The 20293-nt window shown below is 57.4% G+C and carries 16 protein-coding genes; 9 read left to right on the forward strand and 7 right to left on the reverse strand.

Features of this window, described 5'->3' with window-relative positions; translation table 11 throughout:
* Positions 1-26 precede the first annotated feature (26 nt).
* The 5 genes from trpE to dnaE all read right to left on the reverse strand — a co-directional run bounded on the left by trpE (position 27) and on the right by dnaE (position 9380).
* Positions 27-1496 carry an anthranilate synthase component I gene (trpE, locus tag HNQ50_RS05650; RefSeq protein WP_184098466.1) on the reverse strand — a complete coding sequence of 490 codons (1470 nt, stop codon included), beginning with the start codon at positions 1494-1496 and terminating at the stop codon, positions 27-29.
* A 301-nt stretch (positions 1497-1797) separates the two neighbouring features.
* The gene (mltA, locus tag HNQ50_RS05655; protein WP_184098468.1) at positions 1798-3000 is read right to left on the reverse strand and encodes a murein transglycosylase A; all 1203 of its coding nucleotides are present in this window, start codon (positions 2998-3000) and stop codon (positions 1798-1800) included.
* Positions 2997-3362: a PhaM family polyhydroxyalkanoate granule multifunctional regulatory protein gene (locus HNQ50_RS05660; protein WP_246428597.1), complete on the reverse strand. Its 366-nt coding sequence runs from the start codon at positions 3360-3362 to the stop codon at positions 2997-2999. Before HNQ50_RS05660 ends, mltA begins: the two co-directional genes overlap by 4 nt.
* A 40-nt stretch (positions 3363-3402) precedes the next feature.
* Positions 3403-5700, reverse strand: coding sequence for an NADP-dependent malic enzyme (locus tag HNQ50_RS05665; protein ID WP_184098470.1), 2298 nt, complete (start codon positions 5698-5700; stop codon positions 3403-3405).
* A gap of 230 nt (positions 5701-5930) precedes the next feature.
* A complete protein-coding gene (gene dnaE / locus HNQ50_RS05670; RefSeq protein ID WP_184098472.1) occupies positions 5931-9380 on the reverse strand; it encodes a DNA polymerase III subunit alpha in 3450 nt (1149 codons plus the stop codon).
* Between the two features lie 126 nt (positions 9381-9506).
* Between dnaE and HNQ50_RS05675 the strand changes: the two genes are divergently transcribed.
* Both HNQ50_RS05675 and HNQ50_RS05680 read left to right on the forward strand, forming a co-directional pair.
* Positions 9507-9740, forward strand: a complete 234-nt coding sequence (locus tag HNQ50_RS05675; RefSeq protein WP_184098474.1) for a putative motility protein — start codon at positions 9507-9509, stop codon at positions 9738-9740.
* 169 nt (positions 9741-9909) lie between these two features.
* A complete protein-coding gene (locus tag HNQ50_RS05680) occupies positions 9910-10473 on the forward strand; it encodes a phasin family protein (protein ID WP_184098476.1) in 564 nt (187 codons plus the stop codon).
* A gap of 106 nt (positions 10474-10579) precedes the next feature.
* On the opposite strand, the gene HNQ50_RS05685 is transcribed toward HNQ50_RS05680, so the two are convergent.
* Both HNQ50_RS05685 and fnr read right to left on the reverse strand, forming a co-directional pair.
* Positions 10580-11272, reverse strand: coding sequence for a hypothetical protein (locus tag HNQ50_RS05685; protein WP_184098478.1), 693 nt, complete (start codon positions 11270-11272; stop codon positions 10580-10582).
* 8 nt (positions 11273-11280) lie between these two features.
* Positions 11281-12027, reverse strand: a complete 747-nt coding sequence (fnr, locus tag HNQ50_RS05690) for a fumarate/nitrate reduction transcriptional regulator Fnr (RefSeq protein ID WP_184098480.1) — start codon at positions 12025-12027, stop codon at positions 11281-11283.
* A 218-nt stretch (positions 12028-12245) separates the two neighbouring features.
* Between fnr and hemN the strand changes: the two genes are divergently transcribed.
* The 7 genes from hemN (at position 12246) to HNQ50_RS05725 (ending at position 20269) form a co-directional block, all read left to right on the forward strand.
* Positions 12246-13643, forward strand: coding sequence for an oxygen-independent coproporphyrinogen III oxidase (gene hemN, locus HNQ50_RS05695; protein WP_184098482.1), 1398 nt, complete (start codon positions 12246-12248; stop codon positions 13641-13643).
* A gap of 79 nt (positions 13644-13722) precedes the next feature.
* Complete coding sequence (locus HNQ50_RS05700) at positions 13723-14424, forward strand: sulfite exporter TauE/SafE family protein (RefSeq protein ID WP_308419138.1); 702 nt, start codon at positions 13723-13725, stop codon at positions 14422-14424.
* A gap of 81 nt (positions 14425-14505) precedes the next feature.
* On the forward strand, positions 14506-14874 hold the full coding sequence (locus tag HNQ50_RS05705; RefSeq protein ID WP_184098486.1) for a response regulator: 369 nt from the start codon (positions 14506-14508) through the stop codon (positions 14872-14874).
* A complete protein-coding gene (locus tag HNQ50_RS05710) occupies positions 14871-15485 on the forward strand; it encodes a hypothetical protein (protein WP_184098488.1) in 615 nt (204 codons plus the stop codon). The genes HNQ50_RS05705 and HNQ50_RS05710 overlap by 4 nt, the downstream gene beginning before the upstream one ends.
* Positions 15485-16453: a sensor domain-containing diguanylate cyclase gene (locus tag HNQ50_RS05715; protein ID WP_184098490.1), complete on the forward strand. Its 969-nt coding sequence runs from the start codon at positions 15485-15487 to the stop codon at positions 16451-16453. The genes HNQ50_RS05710 and HNQ50_RS05715 overlap by 1 nt, the downstream gene beginning before the upstream one ends.
* 437 nt (positions 16454-16890) lie before the next feature.
* The gene (locus tag HNQ50_RS05720; RefSeq protein ID WP_184098493.1) at positions 16891-18813 is read left to right on the forward strand and encodes a PrkA family serine protein kinase; all 1923 of its coding nucleotides are present in this window, start codon (positions 16891-16893) and stop codon (positions 18811-18813) included.
* A 178-nt stretch (positions 18814-18991) separates the two neighbouring features.
* Complete coding sequence (locus HNQ50_RS05725; RefSeq protein WP_184098495.1) at positions 18992-20269, forward strand: YeaH/YhbH family protein; 1278 nt, start codon at positions 18992-18994, stop codon at positions 20267-20269.
* Positions 20270-20293: the final 24 nt, after the last annotated feature.

Here is a 20293-nt window from a genome sequence, read left to right on the forward strand (position 1 = left end):
TTATCTCCGTCAGCGATGCAGGGTTATCAGGCGTCAAGACCGCGTTGAACAAGCTCTGCCGCGCGCAATACGGCGCGGGCCTTGTTCAGCGTTTCTTGCCACTCGCTCTGCGGTACGGAGTCAGCCACGATACCGGCGCCGGCCTGCATATACAGCGTTTCGTTCTTCACGACGGCCGTGCGCAGCGCGATCGCCACGTCCATGTCGCCGTTAAAACCCAGGTAACCCACAGCTCCGGCATAGACCCCGCGCTTGGAGGGTTCCAGTTCATCAATGATTTCCATGGCGCGAACCTTGGGCGCGCCAGATACCGTGCCGGCCGGGAAGGTGGCCTTAAGGACGTCGATGTTCGACAGACCTGGCTTGAGCTTGCCTTCCACGCTAGAGACGATATGCATGACGTGAGAATATTTCTCGACCACCATGCGATCCAGCACCTTCACGCTGCCGGTTTGCGCTACACGGCCAGTGTCGTTGCGACCCAAGTCCATCAGCATGACGTGTTCGGCAATTTCTTTGGGATCAGCCAGCAACTCTGCCGCCAATGCCTGATCTTCTTCCCGCGTTTTGCCACGCGGGCGGGTGCCGGCGATCGGGCGCACGGTAATGGTTTCGCCTTCCAGTCGCACCAGAATTTCGGGCGAGGCGCCGACCACGTGCATATCGCCAAAGTGATAGAAGAACATATACGGCGACGGGTTGAGTGAACGCAGCGCCCGGTACAGGCTCAGTGGGGACTCCGCAAAGGGCAGTTGCATGCGCTGGGACAGCACCACCTGCATGATGTCGCCATCCAGGATGTATTCCTTGGCTTTGCCAATGGCGTCCTTGAAGCCGGTTTCGCCAAACTCCGAGTTCGGCGTGGTCACGTGCTCGGAAGGGCCTTGCAGCGGCATCGGGGCGGGCTCACGCAGCTTCATGCGCAGCGACCACAGGCGGGCTTCGGCTTTGTCATACGCTTCCGGCACGGCCGGGTCGGCGTACACCACCAGGTAGAGCTTGCCGGACAGGTTATCCACCACGGCCAGTTCTTCTGACAGCAAAAGCTGGATATCGGGTGCGCCAATCACGTCCGGCTTTTTCACCGCAGCCAGTTTGCGCTCGATATAGCGGATGGTTTCATAGCCAAAGTAGCCCACCAGGCCACCCATAAAGCGCGGCATATTGGCTGGAATGGCGGCCTTGTAACGGCTTTGGTAATCGTGGATGAAATCCAGCGGGTTGCCGTCGTGCGTTTCAATGACACGATCGTCGTGAATGACTTCGGTGTGTTCGCCGTTCACCACAAGGCGGGTGCGGGCGGGCAGACCAATAAAGGAATAGCGGCCAAAGCGTTCACCACCGACAACGGATTCCAGCAAATAGGAATACGGACGATTGGCCAGTTTGAGGTAAACAGAAAGCGGGGTGTCCAGGTCTGCAAACAGTTCCAGGACAACGGGGATGCGGTTATAGCCTTGCGCAGCGAGCGCTGCGAATTGTTCACGCGTCAGCATGATGACTCCGAACGAAGATTGGTTTGAGACAGTGCGAGGGGCTTGCGGCCGTAATCAGCAGCTACGCCATCGCCATTCAAGCCAGATTTCGTTGGAGTGGAATGCCATTTTGGGATTCAGGTCTGCGTCAACAATAGGGATAAATTTCGGGAACCATCTTGCCGAACTTGCCCGGATTGGTCAACCGGCAGATGTGTGGCGGCGTGATGGGCTGTCTCATCTGCCGCTGGCAGGCCTGGGGGTCGCAATAAAAAATCCGGCCATCTTCTGACCGGATTTTTCAATGCGCACAATGGCTTGTTTACTGAGGAGCCATGTTGCCAGCGCCTGGCAGGGGCGCATTTTTGGGCCACAACAACCAGATGCGCCCCTGTTGCTTTGTGCGCCCGGCCAACTCGCCGGCCGCATCACCCGTACCCCAAAACAGATCAGCGCGCACGGTGCCGGCAATGGCACCCCCGGTGTCTTGCGCGGCCAGCGGGCGGTTTAGCGGTTGCCGGTTATCCGGGCGGGTGGAGGCCAGCCACACCAGGCTGCCCAGCGGTACCGCGCGCGGATCAATCGCCGTACTGTATTCGGCGGTCAGCGGCACGCCCATTGCGCCTTGCGGGCCTTCGCTGGATGGCGGCAACGTGCGGAAAAACACATAGCTGGGGTTGCTGCCCAGCAGGTCCGGAATGCGTTGCGGATTGGCCGTGGCCCAGGCGCGGATGGCCTGCATGCTGACTTCACCCGATTTGAGCTGCCCTTGTTCCACCAGCCAGCGGCCAATGGGTTTATAGGGGCGGCCGTTTTGATCGGCATAAGCAATGCGCAACTGACTGCCATCGGGCAAGCGGACCCGGCCTGAACCCTGAATCTGCAGGAATTGCAGGTCCATCGGGTCTTGCAGCCAGGCCAGCACTGGCGCGGTAACGCCTTTGTCATTGATGGTGGCGGCATCCGGGTAGGGCACCAGCTTGCGGCCGACCAGTTTGCCGCGCACGCGCTTGCCCTTGAGTTCTGGATAAAGGTCATCCAGCGCCACGATGATCAGATCATCCGGCACGCCAAACACCGGAATAGTGGCCTTGCTGGTTTTGCTCTGGCTACCGGGATAGATGGGCTCGTAATAGCCGGTGATCAAGCCGTTCTGACTGCCGTCCGGATTTTGCAGTGCCCATGGTTGCAGGCGGTTTTGCATAAAGCTGCGCACCGCGCCGGGGTCTTGCGGAACTTGTGCCGCATCGGTGCAAACCGGCGCCCAAACGGCATTACGGCTTAACTTCTGGCAGCCCGCGCGCCAGGCGTTAAAGCCGCCAAGGACATCGGTATCGCTGGCGCCGGGCAAATCTGCCCACTGCGCAGTCTGATATTTGACCGGGGGTGTTGTGGCCGCAGGAGTCGATGCCGTCGGCGGTTGGGTGGGGGGCTGCACGGGCGGCGTGGTACACGCCGCCAATAGTGCGCCCAGGGCAATGCTGGCCAACAGCAGCGCGCTGCGGCGATTACACGGTTGCGTCATCCGCCGTGGCCTCCTTCGTGGGGTTCGAGTCCCTGGCGCAGCGCAGCGAGGCCGGCTTTCTGCAGTTCCAGGGTTTTTTCGGTCATCTGCAGCAGGTTGACCTGCATGGTCAGCCATTGTTCAACGGTTTTGAGCTCGGCCAGTTTGCGGTCGATTTCTTCTTCCGTCAGCGGCGGCATAAAGGGGTTGGGCGCGCCGCTGGCGGTGTTCTTCCACATCTGCGCAAAAAAACCGAAGGGATCGCCCGGATTAAATCCGTGTTCACTCATTTTGCCTTCCTCCTTTGTGGTCGCGGCTGCGGGTAGTGCAAAACAAAACCGGAACCCGCATTGCCGCGGATTCCGGTTCATTGTGGCAAGCACTGCGTCCTGACGCCAGCACAGACGTCATGGCGGTGCCGGTTTATTGCGCCAGCAGGTTCAGCTCGTTCTCATGCGTGGCTGCCTCGACCGAGGCCAGCGCGGTCATGTTGACCACGCGGCGTACCGATGCCGTTGGGGTCAGGATGTGCGCAGTGGCCGGAATGCCCAGGAGGATCGGGCCCACAGTGAGGCCATCACCGGCCGTCATCTTCAACAGATTGAAGGAGATATTGGCGGCATCCAGATTCGGCATGATCAGCAGGTTTGCATCCCCCTTGAGTGTGGAATGCGGGAATACGCGCTGGCGGATTTCGGCCGAGATCGCCGCATCGCCATGCATTTCGCCGTCGATTTCCAGCTCGGGCGCGCGTTCGCGCACCAGTCGCAAGGTCTCTTGCATTTTGCGGGCGGACGGGCTGTCGGAGGTGCCAAAGCTGGAGTGCGACAGCAGCGCCACTTTGGGTGCGATGCCGAAGTTGCGCACGGCCTCGGCTGCCATCAGGGTGATGTCGGCCAGTTGCTCCGCCGTCGGGTCCTGATTCACATAGGTGTCGGCGATGAAGATATTGCCGGTGGGCAGCAGCAGGGCATTCATGGCCCCGGTGGTGGCCGCGCCTTGCTTGGGGCAAAGCACATTGGTCACATAGTAATGGTGCTGATGATAGCGCCCGGTCAGGCCGCAAATCATCGCGTCGGCTTCGCCGCGTTTGACCATCAGCGCGCCGATCAGCGTCGGCTTGCCACGCACTTCCAGTTGCGCCTGTTCTTCCGATACACCCTTGCGCATCATCAGGCTGTGATACAGCGTCCAGTACTCGCGGTAGCGCGGGTCGTGTTCGGGGTTGCAGATTTCAAAGTCCACACCCTGTTGCAGACGCAGGCCCAGTTGTTCGATCCGCTTAAGAATGATCTTGGGGCGGCCAATCAGAATGGGTACGCACAGTTTCATGTCCACCGCTTCTTGCACGGCGTGCAATACGCGCTGGTCCTCGCCCTCGCAATACACCACGCGTTCTTGCTTCTTGCGTGCGGCAGAGAAAACGGGGCGCATGAACAGGTTGGACTTGTAGACGAACTGGGTCAGCTCTTCCACATACGCATGCATATCGGTGATCGGGCGCTCCGCCACGCCGGTATCCATAGCGGCTTGGGCTACAGCCGGAGCGATCTTGATGATCAAGCGTGGATCGAACGGTTTGGGGATCAGGTATTCCGGGCCAAATTTCAGGCTTTGGCCGCTGTAAGCGTCGGCCACCACGTCGGATTGCTCGGCGTGGGCCAGGTCTGCAATTGCCGTTACGGCGGCACGCTTCATCTCTTCATTGATGGTGGTCGCACCCACATCCAGTGCGCCCCGGAAGATGAAGGGGAAGCACAGAACGTTGTTGACCTGATTGGGGTAGTCCGACCGGCCGGTACACACAATCGCATCCGGGCGCACGGCTTTGGCCGCAGGTGGAGAAATTTCCGGGTCCGGATTGGCCAGCGCCAGGATCAGTGGCTTTTCTGCCATGCGTGTGACCATCTCTTGCGTCACCACGCCGGGGCCGGACAGGCCCAGGAAAATATCCGCGCCGGTAATGGCGTCGCTGACGGTACGGGCGTCCGTATCCCTTACATAACGGGCTTTGGTTTCGTCCAGGCGCTCGTCCCGACCGGCGTAAATCACACCCTTGGAGTCACACACCAACACGTTTTCACGCTTCAGACCCATGCCGACCAGCAGGTCCAGACACGCAATGGCGGCGGCGCCCGCACCGGAACACACCAGTTTGACGTCTTCAATTTTCTTGCCCACGTAGCGCAGGCCGTTTTTGACGGCTGCACCGGTAATGATGGCGGTGCCGTGCTGGTCATCATGGAACACCGGGATGTTCATGCGTTCGCGCAGTTTGCGCTCAACGATGAAGCACTCTGGCGCTTTGATGTCTTCCAGGTTAATGCCGCCGAACGTGGGTTCCAGCGAGGCAATAATATCGATCAGCTTTTCGGGGTCGTTTTCGTCAATTTCGATATCGAATACATCAATGCCGGCGAACTTCTTGAACAGCACGCCTTTGCCTTCCATGACGGGCTTGCCTGCCAGCGGGCCGATATTGCCCAGGCCCAGCACGGCTGTACCGTTGGAAATGACGGCAACCAGATTGCCACGGGCCGTCATGTTGCGGGCTTCGGCCGGGTCTTCCACGATGGCCATGCAGGCGGATGCCACGCCGGGCGAATAAGCCAGCGCCAGATCGCGCTGGCTGGCCAGCGCTTTGGTGGGGACAACCTGAATCTTGCCGGGACGCGGGAAGCGATGATAATCCAGTGCTTTTTTCTTCAGTTCATCATCCATGTAGAACTCCGATACCTTTGACTTTGTAGTGATTGAGTGTTGTTAGTTTGTGCAAACGCAATAGTTCTGCCGGTTTCCTGTGATGCTCCGCGCCTCTTCCCCTGAAAACAAGTCAGGGTTTTGCCGAATAGGGAAAGCGCGCTGGCGCAACGGACTGGAACCTGTTCTGTGTTGGCGGTCTGAGTAGCGGAAACAAACAAGGGGCCACCGGCCCCTTGTTTAAAACGCGCTCAATGCTGTGCGGCAAAGCGGATCGACACCGCATCATCTCCCAGCCATGTTTTGAGATTGCTCACCAGATCATCATGCAAGGTCACGCGCCAGGCATAACCCAGCGCCAATTTGCAGCGCGCATTGTCATTGTGATACTCCACCTCAACCTGACACGCGCCGCCGGACCAGTTGTCCAGCGTCTGCCGCAGTTTGGCCGCGTCCGCATTGCCGTTGAATTTGAGGGTCAGCGCCTGGGCAAACTGGCTGCGGGCCTCTGCGATATCCATCACCCCGTCGGCAATCACGCGCAAACCGCCCGAGAAGCGGTCTTCGCTGATCTTGCCGGGGATCACCAGCAGCGCGTCTTCCGTGAGCTTGGTGCGGTTGGCTTCAAACACCTCGGAGTACACCGTGACGTCCTGCTTGGCCCAGCCGTCATCCAGCGTCACAAACGCCATGCGGCCGCGCTCGCCATTCTTGACCCGTACGCCAATCACAATGCCGGCGACATACTGGATGTCCTTGCGCGGTTGCAGGCGATCCAGCCGGGTTTTGATGAAGGCTTTGACGTCTTTGGCGTAGGCATCAAACGGATGACCGGACAGATAAAAACCAATCGCCGGTTTTTCTTCGGCCAGGCGGGTTTTATCGTCCCATGCCGGAACCAGAATACGCTCGACCGTGGGGGCCGCCGCAGGCTCGAACACATCAAACAGGCTGCCCTGGTTGGCATTGGCCGCAGCATGCTCGGCCACGCTCATGGCTTGTTCCACATTGGCCAGCAATTGCGCACGATTGGGGTCCAGTGCATCAAAGGCACCGCCGCGAATCAAGGCTTCCAGCACGCGCTTGTTCACTTCCTTTTTGTCGGTACGCATGCAGAAGTCATACAGATCAATGAACGGGCCGTTGGCTTCGCGCTCGTTCACGATCATGTTGACGGCGCCTTCACCCACGCCCTTGATGGCGCCCAGCGCGTAACGAATCTGCTTTTTGCCGACCGGCACAAAGCGGTACATGCTGGCGTTGACGTCTGGCGGCAGAATTTCCAGGCGGTTTTTTTCAATGCAATCGTCGTAGAACACCTTGAGCTGATCGGTGTTATCCAGTTCGGAGCTCATGGTGGCGGCCATGAACGCCGCGGTGTGATGCGCCTTGAGCCATGCGGTGTGATAAGACACCACCGCATAGGCCGCCGTATGCGACTTGTTAAAGCCGTACTCGGCAAACTTGGTCATCAAGTCAAACAAGTGCTCGGCCAGCGCCGGGTCGTAGCCTTTTTGGGCTGCGCCTTCGGCAATGGTGACGCGGTGCTTGGCCATTTCTTCGGGCTTTTTCTTGCCCATGGCCCGGCGCAGCATGTCAGCGCCGCCCAGGGTGTAGCCACCGATAATCTGCGAAATCTGCATCACCTGTTCTTGATACACGATCACGCCGTAGGTTGGCTCCAGGCATTTTTCCAGATCGGGGTGGAAATAATCCGGGGTTTCCAGACCCTTTTTCCGGTTGATAAAGGTATCCACCATGCCTGAGCCCAGCGGGCCCGGCCGGTACAGGGCCAGCACAGCGATGATGTCTTCGAAACGGTCGGGCGCCAGTTTTTCCAGCAGGCGCTTCATGCCGTCCGATTCAACCTGGAATACCGCGGTGGTGTTGGCGTCGCGGAAGACCTGATAGGCCGCCTGATCGCCAAAGCCCAGGCTCATCAAATCCAGATACTCGCCCGTTTGCTCTTTGATGTACTGCAGGGCGAGTTCAATAATCGTCAGGTTTCGAAGGCCCAAAAAGTCGAACTTCACCAGGCCGACTTGTTCCACGTCGTCTTTGTCGAGCATGGACACGGGCGAAGAATCAACCCCACTGGCCTGGTAAACCGGGCAGAAGTCCGTAATCTGGCCTGGTGCAATCAACACGCCGCCGGCATGCATACCAATGTTGCGGGTCAGGCCTTCCAGCTTCTTGGCCAGTTCCCACAGTTGCGCAACTTCTTCTTCGTTTTTGACGCGCTCGGCCAGTTCCGGGACCATCTCGGTGGCGTCATCCAGACTGTATTGCTTGCCCGGCGCAGCCGGAATCAGCTTGGATAGACCGTCAACAAACATATAGGGCAGATCCAGCACGCGGCCTACGTCACGCACCACCGCCTTGGCGGCCATGGTCCCGAACGTGGCAATCTGGCTCACCGCTTCTGCGCCGTATTTACCGCGCACATATTCAATGACGCGCCAGCGGTTGTCCTGACAGAAGTCGATGTCAAAGTCGGGCATCGAAACCCGTTCCGGATTCAGGAACCGCTCGAACAGCAGGGCGTATTCGGTCGGGTCGATATCGGTAATGCCCAGCGAGTACGCCACCAGCGAGCCCGCACCCGAACCCCGACCCGGGCCGACCGGGCAACCATTGTGTTTGGCCCAGACAATAAAGTCCGCCACGATCAGGAAGTAGCCCGGAAAGCCCATCTGGATGATGGTGTCCGTTTCGAACTTGAGCCGGTCCTGGTAACGCGGCCGTTCTGCGTCACGCCTGGCTTCGTCCGGATATAGCTGCGCCAGGCGCATTTCCAGGCCTTCCTTGGCCTGGTGCACCAGGAAGTCGTCCAGCGTCATGCCATCCGGGGTAGGGAACAGCGGCAAGAAGTTCTTGCCCAGCACAATGTTCACGTTGCAGCGCTGCGCCAGCGTGACCGTGTTGGCCAGTGCCTCGGGCAGATCGGCAAACAAAGCCTGCATTTCTTCAGGGGTCTTGAAGTACTGTTCTTCGGTGAAGACGCGCGGGCGGCGTTTGTCCGCCACCACGTAGCCTTCAGAAATGCAGGTGCGCGCTTCGTGCGCCTTGAAGTCATCGGGCGCCATAAACTGGATCGGGTGCGTGGCGACCACGGGCAGGCCCAACTCAGAGGCAATATCCAGATGGCCTTGTACGGAGGGTTCGCACTCTGGTCGGCCACTGCGTTGCAATTCCAGATAAAACGCGCCCGGGAAATGCGCGTGCCACCACTGCGTCAGTTCGATTGCACCGGCCATGTTGCCGTTGAGGATGGCCTGACCAATTTCACCATTGTGCGCACCAGACAGACACAAGAGCCCGCTGTTGTCGCCCGTATCCAGCCATTCTTTTTTCAGCTCGGCACGGCCACGGTACTGGTTTTCCAGGTAGGCGCGGGTGAGCAATTCGCACAGGCGGCCGTAGCCGTCCCGATTGCGGGCAATAAACAGTACGCGCGTGGGTTTGTCGCGATCCTCGGTGTTCTCTATCCAGCAATCGAGCGCCACAATGGGCTTGAGGCCACTGCTGCGACACGCTTTGTAGAGCTTGACCATGCCAAACAGGTTCATCAAGTCCGAGGTGGCAATCGCGGGCATGCCCAGTTTTTTGGCCTGGCTGACCGCATCGTCAATGCGGACAATGCCGTCGGTCACAGAGAATTCGGAATGGAGGCGAAGATGGATAAAGGCAGGGGTATTCATCCCTAAATTCTATCACCGCTACCAGGGCAGGGGCAGGCGCTGGTGAAACAGTGTGGGGGCCCGAACTTGCATTTGAAATAAATTCCAGGGTAAGGTGTTGATTCCTAAGAAGGAGTCTTTTGCCTTATGGATGCAAGCGCAGTGAGTAGTCAAAGCAGTGCAGTGACGCAGAGCATGAACCAGTTTGATGCAAGCACACTGCAACCCGCCGCTAACGCCAATGCGGTCAACGTGGCCGTCATGAAAAAAGCGAACGATGCGCAGGCCTCTGCCGCACTGAGTTTGTTGCAGGCATTGCCGCCGGTGCCGCAGTACAACAACCCGTCTAATCTTGGCAATGCCGTAGACGTGAAGGCTTGATAGCCAGATCAAACAACTGTTTGATCTAGCAGATAAAAAAGCGACCAGACGGTCGCTTTTTTTAATTCTGGATTTTTCTGGTGCATTGCACAAAATAAGATTGACATACGAGCGTGTTCTGCCAGAATGGGGCTCAAATGTTGCATTGCACAACTACTTAGGAAAAATCATGACGCTTGGTTCCAACCGTTTTGCCGAAGAATTTTCCCGCGCTCAGCAAGTCGGGATCGAACAGTCTCTGGGTTTTGCCCGCACCGTCCTGACCGGCACTGAACGCCTGTGGGCAGTGCAGCTGGGTTTTGCCCGTTCGCTGTTGTCCGACAATGAAGTGGCTGCCAAATCTTTGGCCGGCGCTAAAGATGCCACAGAGGCGCTGATCGTTCAGCGTGAACTGCTTGAGCCGGTCGCCGAGAAAACCACGGCTGCCTGGCGTGAGGCTGTGAGCGTTGCTCAAAGCACACAGAAAGAACTGGGCGAACTGGTAGAAAAGCATTTCAAACAGACCAGCGAAGAGCTGCTGTCGGGCCTCGACAAGCTGGCTGAACAGTTTCCGGCGGGCGCTGCTGGCGTCAAGAGCCTGCGTCAAGGTGTGGCAAGCACGTTTGACGCTTATGACTCGGCTGTGACTGCTGCGCGCAAGCAAGGCGAAGAATGGCTGGCCGCTACCGTGCAAAATGTAGAAAAGGCAGGCGCTACTGCGACCGCAGCCCGTCGCAAAGCCGCTGCCGCCTGATTCGGACAAAGCATTCCCCGCGCATATCTGCCGATTGCGCTAATGGCCCCTCTCTGAGGGGCCATTTTTTATTGGGGTGAGGTACTGCGGATACGGCGGGGGCTGTTCAGGCCTGGGTGGCGGGTTGGGCTGCCAGGAACCAGTAGGCCAGTTGCCGGGCGGGAGACTCGGTCGTCATCGGGTTGAGCAACAAAGCGCATTGATCGGCAAACCACGGCCGAAACGGATCGGTGTCGGCGGCCAGGTATTGCCTGGCTTCGGCCTGCAAGCGGGTCATGCCCTGTTCCATGAGTGCCTGCCAGGATTTCAGGTCAAACGTGCTGCTTGAAGGCTGTTGCAGCGCGTGCAACATCCATTGCCAGACGGACTGGGACTGCGTGGCCCAACTGGTGGCAATGCCATTCATGAATGCGCCTGCTCCCGGGCCACCTGCATGCAGCCAGGCTTTCGGCATGGCAGGCGCCAGGGCATCCAGCACCGGTGTGGCCAGTGCAAAATCGTCATGACTGCCGCCGGCAGCGACCATCCAGCCCATTGTTTTGCCAAATGGATTTTGCAGATTGACGGCCAGGTCAATCATGCGCCAGCCCGCTTTTCTGGCGGCAGCAAGGTGCTGCAAGTAAATATCCATGCTGGCCGGATTGATCAGTACCAGCGTGCTATCCGGCGTTGGTGCAGGGGGCAGGGCCGCAGGTGTTTCCGCCGGGAAAAGCGGCAAGCCCAACCCGGCCATGCCCAACCGTTCCAGAATGGCAGAGGCTTGGGTGGCCGGGGCAATCAGGCAAAGTTGGGCGATCATGGTGATGATCAGCTGCTTTGGCAGCTATTCATCAACTGCTTGAGACCGTCCAGGTCCTTGAGTTCGATCAGGCGATTTTGCACGCGCAGCAAACCTTGATCCTGGAAGCGGGAGAGGGTGCGGCTGACGGTTTCCAGTTTCAGGCCCAGATAGCTGCCAATTTCCTCACGCGTCATGCGCAGATGGAAGCTGTGCTGAGAGTATCCGCGCAGGGCAAAACGCTGCGACAGATTGAGCAGGAAAGCCGCAATGCGCTCTTCCGCCTTCATGTTGCCCAACAGCAACATCACACCGTGATCCCGCACAATCTCGCGACTCATCAGGCGATACAGGTGTCGCTGCAGCGATGGAATGCGGCGCGACATGGTTTCCATTTCAGTGAACGGCCACTCACACACTTCGCTGTCTTCCAGTGCCACCGCATCGCAGGTGTAGTGCTCGGTGCTGATCGCATCCATGCCGATCAGTTCGCCATTCATGTGAAACCCGGTGACCTGCTCCCGACCATCTTCCGACACGATACTGGTCTTGAAAAAGCCCAACCGTACCGCGTAGAGCGAGTGAAACGGCTCCCCGGCCCGGTACAGCGCTTCGCCACGCTTGATCGGGCGGCCCTGGGTGACCAGTTGGTCAACCTGGCGCATTTCATCGGGAGACAAGCCTACGGGCAGACACAACTCGCGCAGACTGCAATTGGAGCAGGCGTGCCGCAGTTGCTTAAGACCGGTTTCACGTAACTGGATAGGTGAGAGCATGGTTGTTTTTCCACTTGGACTTCAGATAATTGCCTGCAGGCCAGAGCCAAAGTCACGGTTGGGGGCTGGTCTGTCAGAAACGGTTGGTCGCTGAAGGCATCTAATATTTACACGTGCGAAGTAGATGCGAGCATCATGCGATTTGCTTTGATCTGTATCAAGTAAATATCTCCAGGATGGAGGCAAACTCTTTACCCTGAGTTTTCAGGGTAGGACAAATGCATACTGCAGCCTTTATCCAGCAAGTCGAGTTTGATCGTCCGCTGATCGAACGTTACGATGGCCAGGGGCCACGCTATACGTCTTATCCGACGGCGGACCGGTTCGGGTCCCTGGATGTCGGGATCTACGCCGACACGCTGCGCCAGTCGCGCGTGGGTGAGGCGGATCGTCCGGCATCCCTTTATTTTCACCTGCCTTTTTGCAACACCATCTGCTACTACTGCGCCTGTAACAAGATCATCACCAAAAATGAAAGCAGGGCAGTTGAATATGTTGAATATCTTAAAAAAGAAATCCGGCTGTTGGCAAATATATTGCCATACACAATGAAAGTTGGCCAGATTCATTTTGGTGGTGGTACGCCCACGTTTTTGCCTGACGCGCAATTGGCCGATTTGATTGCCGAAATCAATAAGAATTTTCATATTTTGCAGAATGGCGAATATTCTATTGAAATTGACCCGCGTAAATTACAACCGGCAAAAATAGGTCTACTGGCGAATGCCGGCTTTAATCGTATGAGCGTTGGTGTGCAGGATTTTGACGAGCGGGTGCAGCGCGCGGTCAACCGCATTCAGAGCGAGGCACAAACCCGTATCGTCATTGATGCGGCGCGCAGCATGGGTTTTCGCTCGGTCAGCATTGACCTGATCTACGGTCTGCCCTTGCAGACGGTGGCCAGTGTCATGCGTACAATGGATCGTGTCATTGCGATTCGGCCGGATCGATTGGCGCTCTATAATTACGCGCATTTGCCTGAAAGATTTAAAACACAGCGTCAGATTGATGCAACAACATTGCCCTCCGCATCAGAAAAACTCGATATCTTGCAGTCATCAATTGAAAAGCTGACCGCCGCAGGATATGTGTATATCGGTATGGATCATTTTGCGTTACCGGATGATGATCTGGCGGTGGCGCAACGCCGTGGTACCTTGCAGCGCAATTTCCAGGGTTATTCCACCTGGGCGGAATCTGATCTGGTGGCATTTGGTGTCTCCGGTATTGGCAAGGTGGGTGCGGGGTATTTCCAGAATGCCAAAGATATTGACCAGTATTACGCGCTGCTGGATCAGGATCGGCTGCCGGTTGAGCGCGGATATCAGTTAACCTGTGATGACCTGTTGCGCCGCTCCGTGATCCAGGGGCTGATGTGCCGGTTCAATCTGGATTTCGGTCAGGTAGAGACGGCCTGGCTGATCGACTTCAATACCTATTTTGCGCCAGAGCTTGCCGTTCTGGATGCCATGGCGCGCGACGGCCTGCTGGTGATCAATCCGGATGGCCTGGAAGTCACCCCTAAAGGGCGCATGGTGATCCGCTCGGTGGCGATGGTATTTGACCGCCATCTGCGCGAGAAAACCACAGCAGCCCGCTACTCCCGCCTTGTCTGAATCCCGTGCCGTCGCCTCAAACTGATTTGGGGTAAGCTTGCCGCTTTGTGGCGCCACCGATGGGGTGGCGCGGTTCGGCGTGCTTTTCCTGACGGGATTTTCCTTGCACGACTTTGATCTCCTGGCCTTTTTGCTGGCTGGCTTTTTGGGTGGCGGCCATTGCTTTGGCATGTGTGGCGGCGTGGTTGCCGCTTTCAGCCTGCAATTGCCCCCGGGGCCCCGCTTGCGTTACCACCTGGGTTTTAATCTGGGGCGCGTGGCAGGTTACGCGCTGATTGGCGCGCTGGCCGGCGGCGTGGGTGCGTTGCCCCTGCTGGTGTCGTTGCAAGGGGTCAAGCTGGCTTTGTATGTGCTGGCCAACGTTTTACTGATTGGTGTCGGTCTTTATCTTGCAGGCTGGTTCTCCTGGATTGTCTTTATAGAGACCGTTGGTCGGCCCGTATGGCGATTTTTGCAACCGGTTTTAAGGCGGCGACTGCCGATCAAACGCTGGCGGGACACGCTGGTGGTCGGTGCGCTGTGGGGTTGGCTGCCTTGTGGGCTGGTTTATACGGCGAGCTTGTCAGCTTTGTCCTCTGGCGGCATGGGGCAGGGCGCCTTGATAATGCTGGCGTTCGGGCTGGGGACATTGCCAAACCTGCTGCTGATGGGCCAGGCGGCAGGTGGTGCCATGCAGTGGATGAGAAAGCGATTTGTCAGGGTGTTGGCAGGGTTGGCTTTTATTGCATTTGGCATATATCGGCTGGTTTCAGTGCTGCTATTTAGTCATATGGTGCTTTGACAGACTGTTCAGGGGTGAATAACTCAACTAAAATCTGTCAGCTTATGCCTTTTGCATTGTTGAATAGCACCGGAACAGAGCATGCCCACGCCGATACTTGTCGTCGACGATTCATCCATAGCGCGCAAGATGCTGATCAAAGCCTTGCCGCCCACCTGGGATGTTCAAATCACCCAGGCTTGTAATGGCAACGAAGCTGTTGCCGCTTATCGTAGTGGCAAGGCTGATGTGATGTTTCTGGATCTGACCATGCCAGACATGGACGGATACGCAGTGCTGGAAACCTTGCAAAAGGAAGGCTTGAATTCCTTTGTGGTCGTTGTCACTGCAGATGTGCAAACGCTGGCACGTGAGCGCGTACGGGCGCTCGGTGCGGCAGCCTTTGTTAAAAAGCCGGTCGATCCGGCCAGTATTGAGGCTGTGCTGCGCGAGTACGGGATCAAGTTATGACTGTTATTGCCTTGACGGAAGAGCAGCGCGACGCGCTGCAGGAAATCACCAACATTGGCATGGGCCGCGCTGGCGCATTACTGGCGCAGTTGATGGGCGGTTTTGTGCATTTGTCGGTGCCGGGCATTTCTCTGGCTGATGCCGACAATATTTCCGGCACCATCGCCCAAACGGTGGGCCGTGAACTGGCAGTGACCGCCGTCCGTCAGTCGTTCTCTGGCACCTTGCGTGGCGAAGCCATGGTCATTTATGACGAGCGTGGCTGCCGCAATCTGGCTGACCTGATGGGTTATGAGGACGAAATCGGCGCTGCGACCGAGCGTGAGTTGCTGCTGGACGTCGGCAATGTGCTGGTTGGGGCCTGTTTGAATGGCATTGCCGACCTGCTGGTATCGCCACTGTCTTATTCCCCGCCGACCCTGATTGCAGAGAACGCTGAGGTTGATCGTTTGATCAATCCGGATCAACTGACCTGGGATTACGCGCTGTTGATCCAGGTGCGCTTCACGCTGGAAATCCGCGACTTCACCTGCCATCTGCTGACGCTGATGCCGGAAGAATCGATTTCGCAATTGAAGAAGGCGCTTGATGCATTCATGGAAAGCATCTGATGCTGGAGACATTGCGCAATTTCATCGTCAGTGAAGTCGGCGTCGGCATTTTTGCGGTAGACCGCGAATACAACCTCTTGCTGTGGAACCGCTTTATGGCGGATCACAGCGGGATCAGTGCCCAGGATGCTTTGGGCCGCAACCTGTTTGAACTGTTCCCGGATTTGCCGCAGAAATGGCTATCCAAGAAAGTCGACAGTGTATTCATGCTGCACAATTTTGCGTTCACTTCCTGGGAGCAACGGCCGTGGTTGTTCCCGTTCCGGCATAACCGCCCGATCACGGGTGGCATTGATTTCATGCAGCAAAACTGCACCTTCATGCCGGTGCGTGAGGCGGATGGTGAAGTCAGCGCGGTCGCCGTCACGGTCAATGACGTGACCGACGTCGCGGTGTACCAGAGCATGCTCAAGCAGGCGATGGCCAAGCTGGAGGAAAGCTCCAGCCGCGATGGTCTTACCGGCGTGTACAACCGCCGCTTTACCGAAGCGCGTCTGCTGGAAGAAATCGGCAGGGTAGAACGCTACCAGGCGGACACCTTCAGCGTGATCTTGCTGGACCTGGATCACTTCAAGCAGATCAACGATACGCACGGTCACCTGGGTGGCGATGAGGTGCTGTGCGAAGTTGTCGCACGCGTGCGCAACGTACTGCGTGATACCGACGTGTTCGGACGCTACGGCGGCGAAGAATTCCTGCTGATGCTGCCGCAGACCGGACGGGAAGGCGCGGTGGCCGCTGCCGAACGTATTCGCAAGTCCATTGCCAGTTCGCCCATTCTGTACAACGAAGTACCCATCAACGCCACCGGCAGCCTTGGCGTGGCCACTTACGAAGTCGGCGCGCCCAAGGTAGAACGCGTCAAGGCGCAGGCCGATCTGGCACTGTATGCCTCCAAGCGCGCGGGTCGTAATCGCGTGACGTTCTACAGCGCACAAATGGTCGACAAGGAACTGGGCGCGGGTTAAGCGCCGGTTTCTTGCTGCGGCAACCCCTCTTTTTTGGCAGCGTGCGTCGTGTTCGACCCGCCAGGGCAGCGCCTGCGCGACGTCATGATGCTGTCATGCAAACACGCCCAAGTCCAGGCCACCGGACTGTTGCATTTGACCCACGCCGCGCCGCAAAAAATTTTTTGTAAGCGCACGTTACCGGCGCTTTGCCGATAAATTCCTGTCAGATCAAGCAGTTCCGTTTTTGATCGGCCAAGCGGACGATCAATTTAGTAATTCAGATAACCGTCATATCGAGAAACGCCCATCACCCGCGATCGGCCTCGTCTATAACAGTAAGCGAGAGGGCGCGATGCCCTCCCGTTGTCCAGCGCCGCCCCTTGCTGTTTGCCTCTCAAACCCCACCTGGCGACGCGTGGCAGCCGTATCCCATCCAACAAAGCTGGAGATGCGTCATGGACGTGTTCAATCACTATGCCTCGCGATACGAGCGCACCCGCGAAGAAGAACTCACCCTGAAGGAATACCTGGAGCTGTGCCGGCAAGATCGGTCGGTGTATGCCACTGCGGCTGAACGCATGCTGATGGCGATCGGTGAGCCAGAAATGGTCGATACCCGCCTGGACTCTCGCGCCTCGCGCATTTTCCAGAACAAGGTGATGCGGATTTATCCGGCGTTCCGCGAGTTTTACGGCATGGAAGAGGTCATCGAGCAGGTGGTTTCGTACTTCCGGCATGCGGCGCAGGGGCTGGAAGAAAAGAAGCAGATTCTTTATCTGCTGGGGCCGGTAGGCGGGGGCAAGTCGTCCATTGCGGAAAAGCTCAAAGAGTTGATGGAGCGCGTGCCGTTCTATTGCATCAAGGGCTCGCCGGTGAATGAGTCGCCGCTGGGGCTGTTCAACGCAGAAGAAGATGGCGAAATCCTCAAGGAACAGTACGGGATTCCCGACCGGTATCTCAAGACGATTCCCAGTCCGTGGGCGGTCAAGCGCTTGCACGAGTACAACGGCGACATCAACCAGTTCCGCGTGGTGAAGCGCTATCCGTCCGTGTTGCGGCAGATTGGCATTGCCAAGACCGAGCCGGGCGATGAGAACAACCAGGATATTTCCTCGCTGGTGGGCAAGGTGGATATCCGCAAGCTGGAAAAATACGCCCAGGATGACCCGGATGCGTACAGCTACTCGGGCGGGCTGTGCCTGGCCAACCAGGGGCTGCTTGAGTTTGTGGAAATGTTCAAAGCGCCGATCAAGGTGCTGCACCCTTTGCTGACGGCTACGCAGGAAGGCAATTTCAAGGGTACGGAAGGCTTTGGCGCGATCCCGTTTGAGGGGATTATCCTGGCCCACTCCAACGAGTCTGAATGGAAGCAGTTCCGCAACAACAAGAACAACGAGGCGTTTCTTGACCGGATATACATCGTCAAGGTGCCGTATTGCCTGCGTGTGTCGGAAGAAACGCGTATTTACGACAAACTCCTGCGTAACTCGTCCCTGTCTGCGGCGCCTTGCGCACCGGGCACGCTCAAGATGATGGCGCAGTTTGCCGTGTTGTCCCGCCTCAAAGAGCCGGAGAACTCCAGCCTCTTTTCCAAAATGCTGGTGTATGACGGCGAAAACCTCAAAGACGTGGACCCCAAAGCCAAATCCATGCAGGAGTACCGGGATTTTGCCGGGGTGGATGAGGGCATGAACGGCCTGTCAACGCGCTTTGCGTTCAAGATCCTCTCACGCGTGTTCAATTTTGATCACCAGGAAGTGGCCGCCAACCCGGTTCACCTTTTATACGTGCTGGAACAACAGGTTGAGCGCGAGCAATTTCCGCAGGAGCAGGAACAACATTACATCGCGTATATCAAAGAATATCTGGCGCCCAAGTATGTCGAGTTCATTGGCAAGGAAATCCAGACCGCTTACCTGGAAAGCTACTCGGAGTACGGCCAGAACATCTTTGATCGCTACGTGACATTTGCCGATTACTGGATTCAGGATCAGGAATACCGCGACCCGGATACCGGCGAGAGCTTTGATCGGAACTCGCTGAACAACGAGCTGGAAAAGATCGAGAAACCGGCGGGGATTTCCAATCCCAAGGATTTTCGCAACGAGATCGTCAACTTTGTGCTGCGGGCGCGCGCCAGCAATAACGGCAAGAACCCGGCCTGGAGTAGTTACGAAAAGCTGCGCACGGTGATCGAGAAGAAGATGTTCTCCAACACCGAAGAATTGTTGCCGGTGATTTCGTTCAACGCCAAGGCCAGTACGGAAGACCAGAAAAAGCACGAGGACTTTGTGAACCGCATGGTGACCAAGGGCTACACCCCCAAACAGGTGCGGCTGTTGTGCGAGTGGTATCTGCGCGTACGCAAATCGTCGTAACCGGGCGGCAGCCAAAAAGCTGCTGGCTACGTTGCCTGGCCGGCCGCGCGCAAACTCGTCGTACTCACAGGTACTGCGCGCGCCTTGCCAGCACCGCGTCGCTGCTTTTGGGCCGCCGCCTCAGCCGGAGTGGCGGGTCTTTGGTGGCCCGGCTGTGTAACCCGCTCGGGGGACTTATATGCATCATCTGATAGACCGGCGTTTGAACGGCAAGAACAAATCCGCAGTCAACAGAGAGCGTTTTCTCAAGCGTTTCAAAAGCCAGATTCGTGACGCCGTGGCGCGCTCGGTCAAAGACCGCTCGATTACGGATATTGAACGAGGGGAAAAGGTTTCGATTCCGGTGCGTGATGTCAACGAACCGACCTTGGGGCATGCGCAAGGCGGCGTGTGGGAGCGCGTGTTTCCGGGCAACAAAGAGTATTTGCGCGGGGACCAGATTGATCGCCCCGAGCAAGGCGGTGGGGGCGGCGGCAGCGGTGGCTCGGGTCAGGGCGGCGGCGGGGAAGACGATTTTGTCTTCGAACTGTCGCGGGAGGAGTTTCTCAACTTCTTCTTTGATGAGCTGGAACTCCCTAACCTCGTCAAGCGGCAGTTACAGCAAACCATCACCTTCAAATCCATCCGTGCCGGGTTCACCAGCGATGGCACGCCCACGAATATTCATGTGGTACGCAGCCTGCGCAGTGCATTGGGCCGGCGCATTGCGCTCTCGGCCGAGCCCATGCGTGAGCTTAATGAAGCGCAGGAAGATCTCGACAAACTACTGGAAACGCGCAGTGAACATGATCCCTTGATCAAGGCGGTCATGGCGCAGATTCATGCGCTGAAAACGCGCGTCGCCAACATCCCGTTTATTGATCCGTTTGATCTCAAGTATTCCAACCGCATCAAGATTCCGCTGCCGACCACGCAGGCGGTCATGTTCTGCGTGATGGATGTCTCTGGCTCCATGGATGAGAACAAAAAGGATATTGCCAAGCGTTTCTTTATCCTGCTGTATCTGTTCCTCACCCGCATTTACGACAAGATTGAGGTGGTGTTTATCCGCCACCACACTCAAGCCTACGAAGTGAACGAGGACGAGTTCTTTCATGCCCGCGACACCGGCGGCACGGTGGTCTCCAGTGCGCTCAAGCTGACGCGCCAGATCATTGAGGCGCGCTATCCGTCCTCAGACTGGAATATCTATGTGGCACAAGCCTCTGACGGGGATAACTGGGATTCAGATTCGCCCCAATGCCGCGAGATTCTGCAAAACAACCTGCTGCCGTTGTTGCAGTACTACGCCTATGTGGAAATCACCGAAGGGGAGCCGCAAAACCTCTGGTACGAATATGAAATGGTGGCCCAGACGCACAAGGAATTTGCCATGCGTCGCATCAGGGACGCGTCTGAAATCTGGCCCGTGTTCCGTGACCTCTTTCGCAAACACCCGGAAAAAGCGGTCGCCTGAAAAGGCACCCCGCCCGAGGATTGA

This window comes from Silvimonas terrae (assembly GCF_014202765.1).
Taxonomy (GTDB): domain Bacteria; phylum Pseudomonadota; class Gammaproteobacteria; order Burkholderiales; family Chitinibacteraceae; genus Silvimonas; species Silvimonas terrae.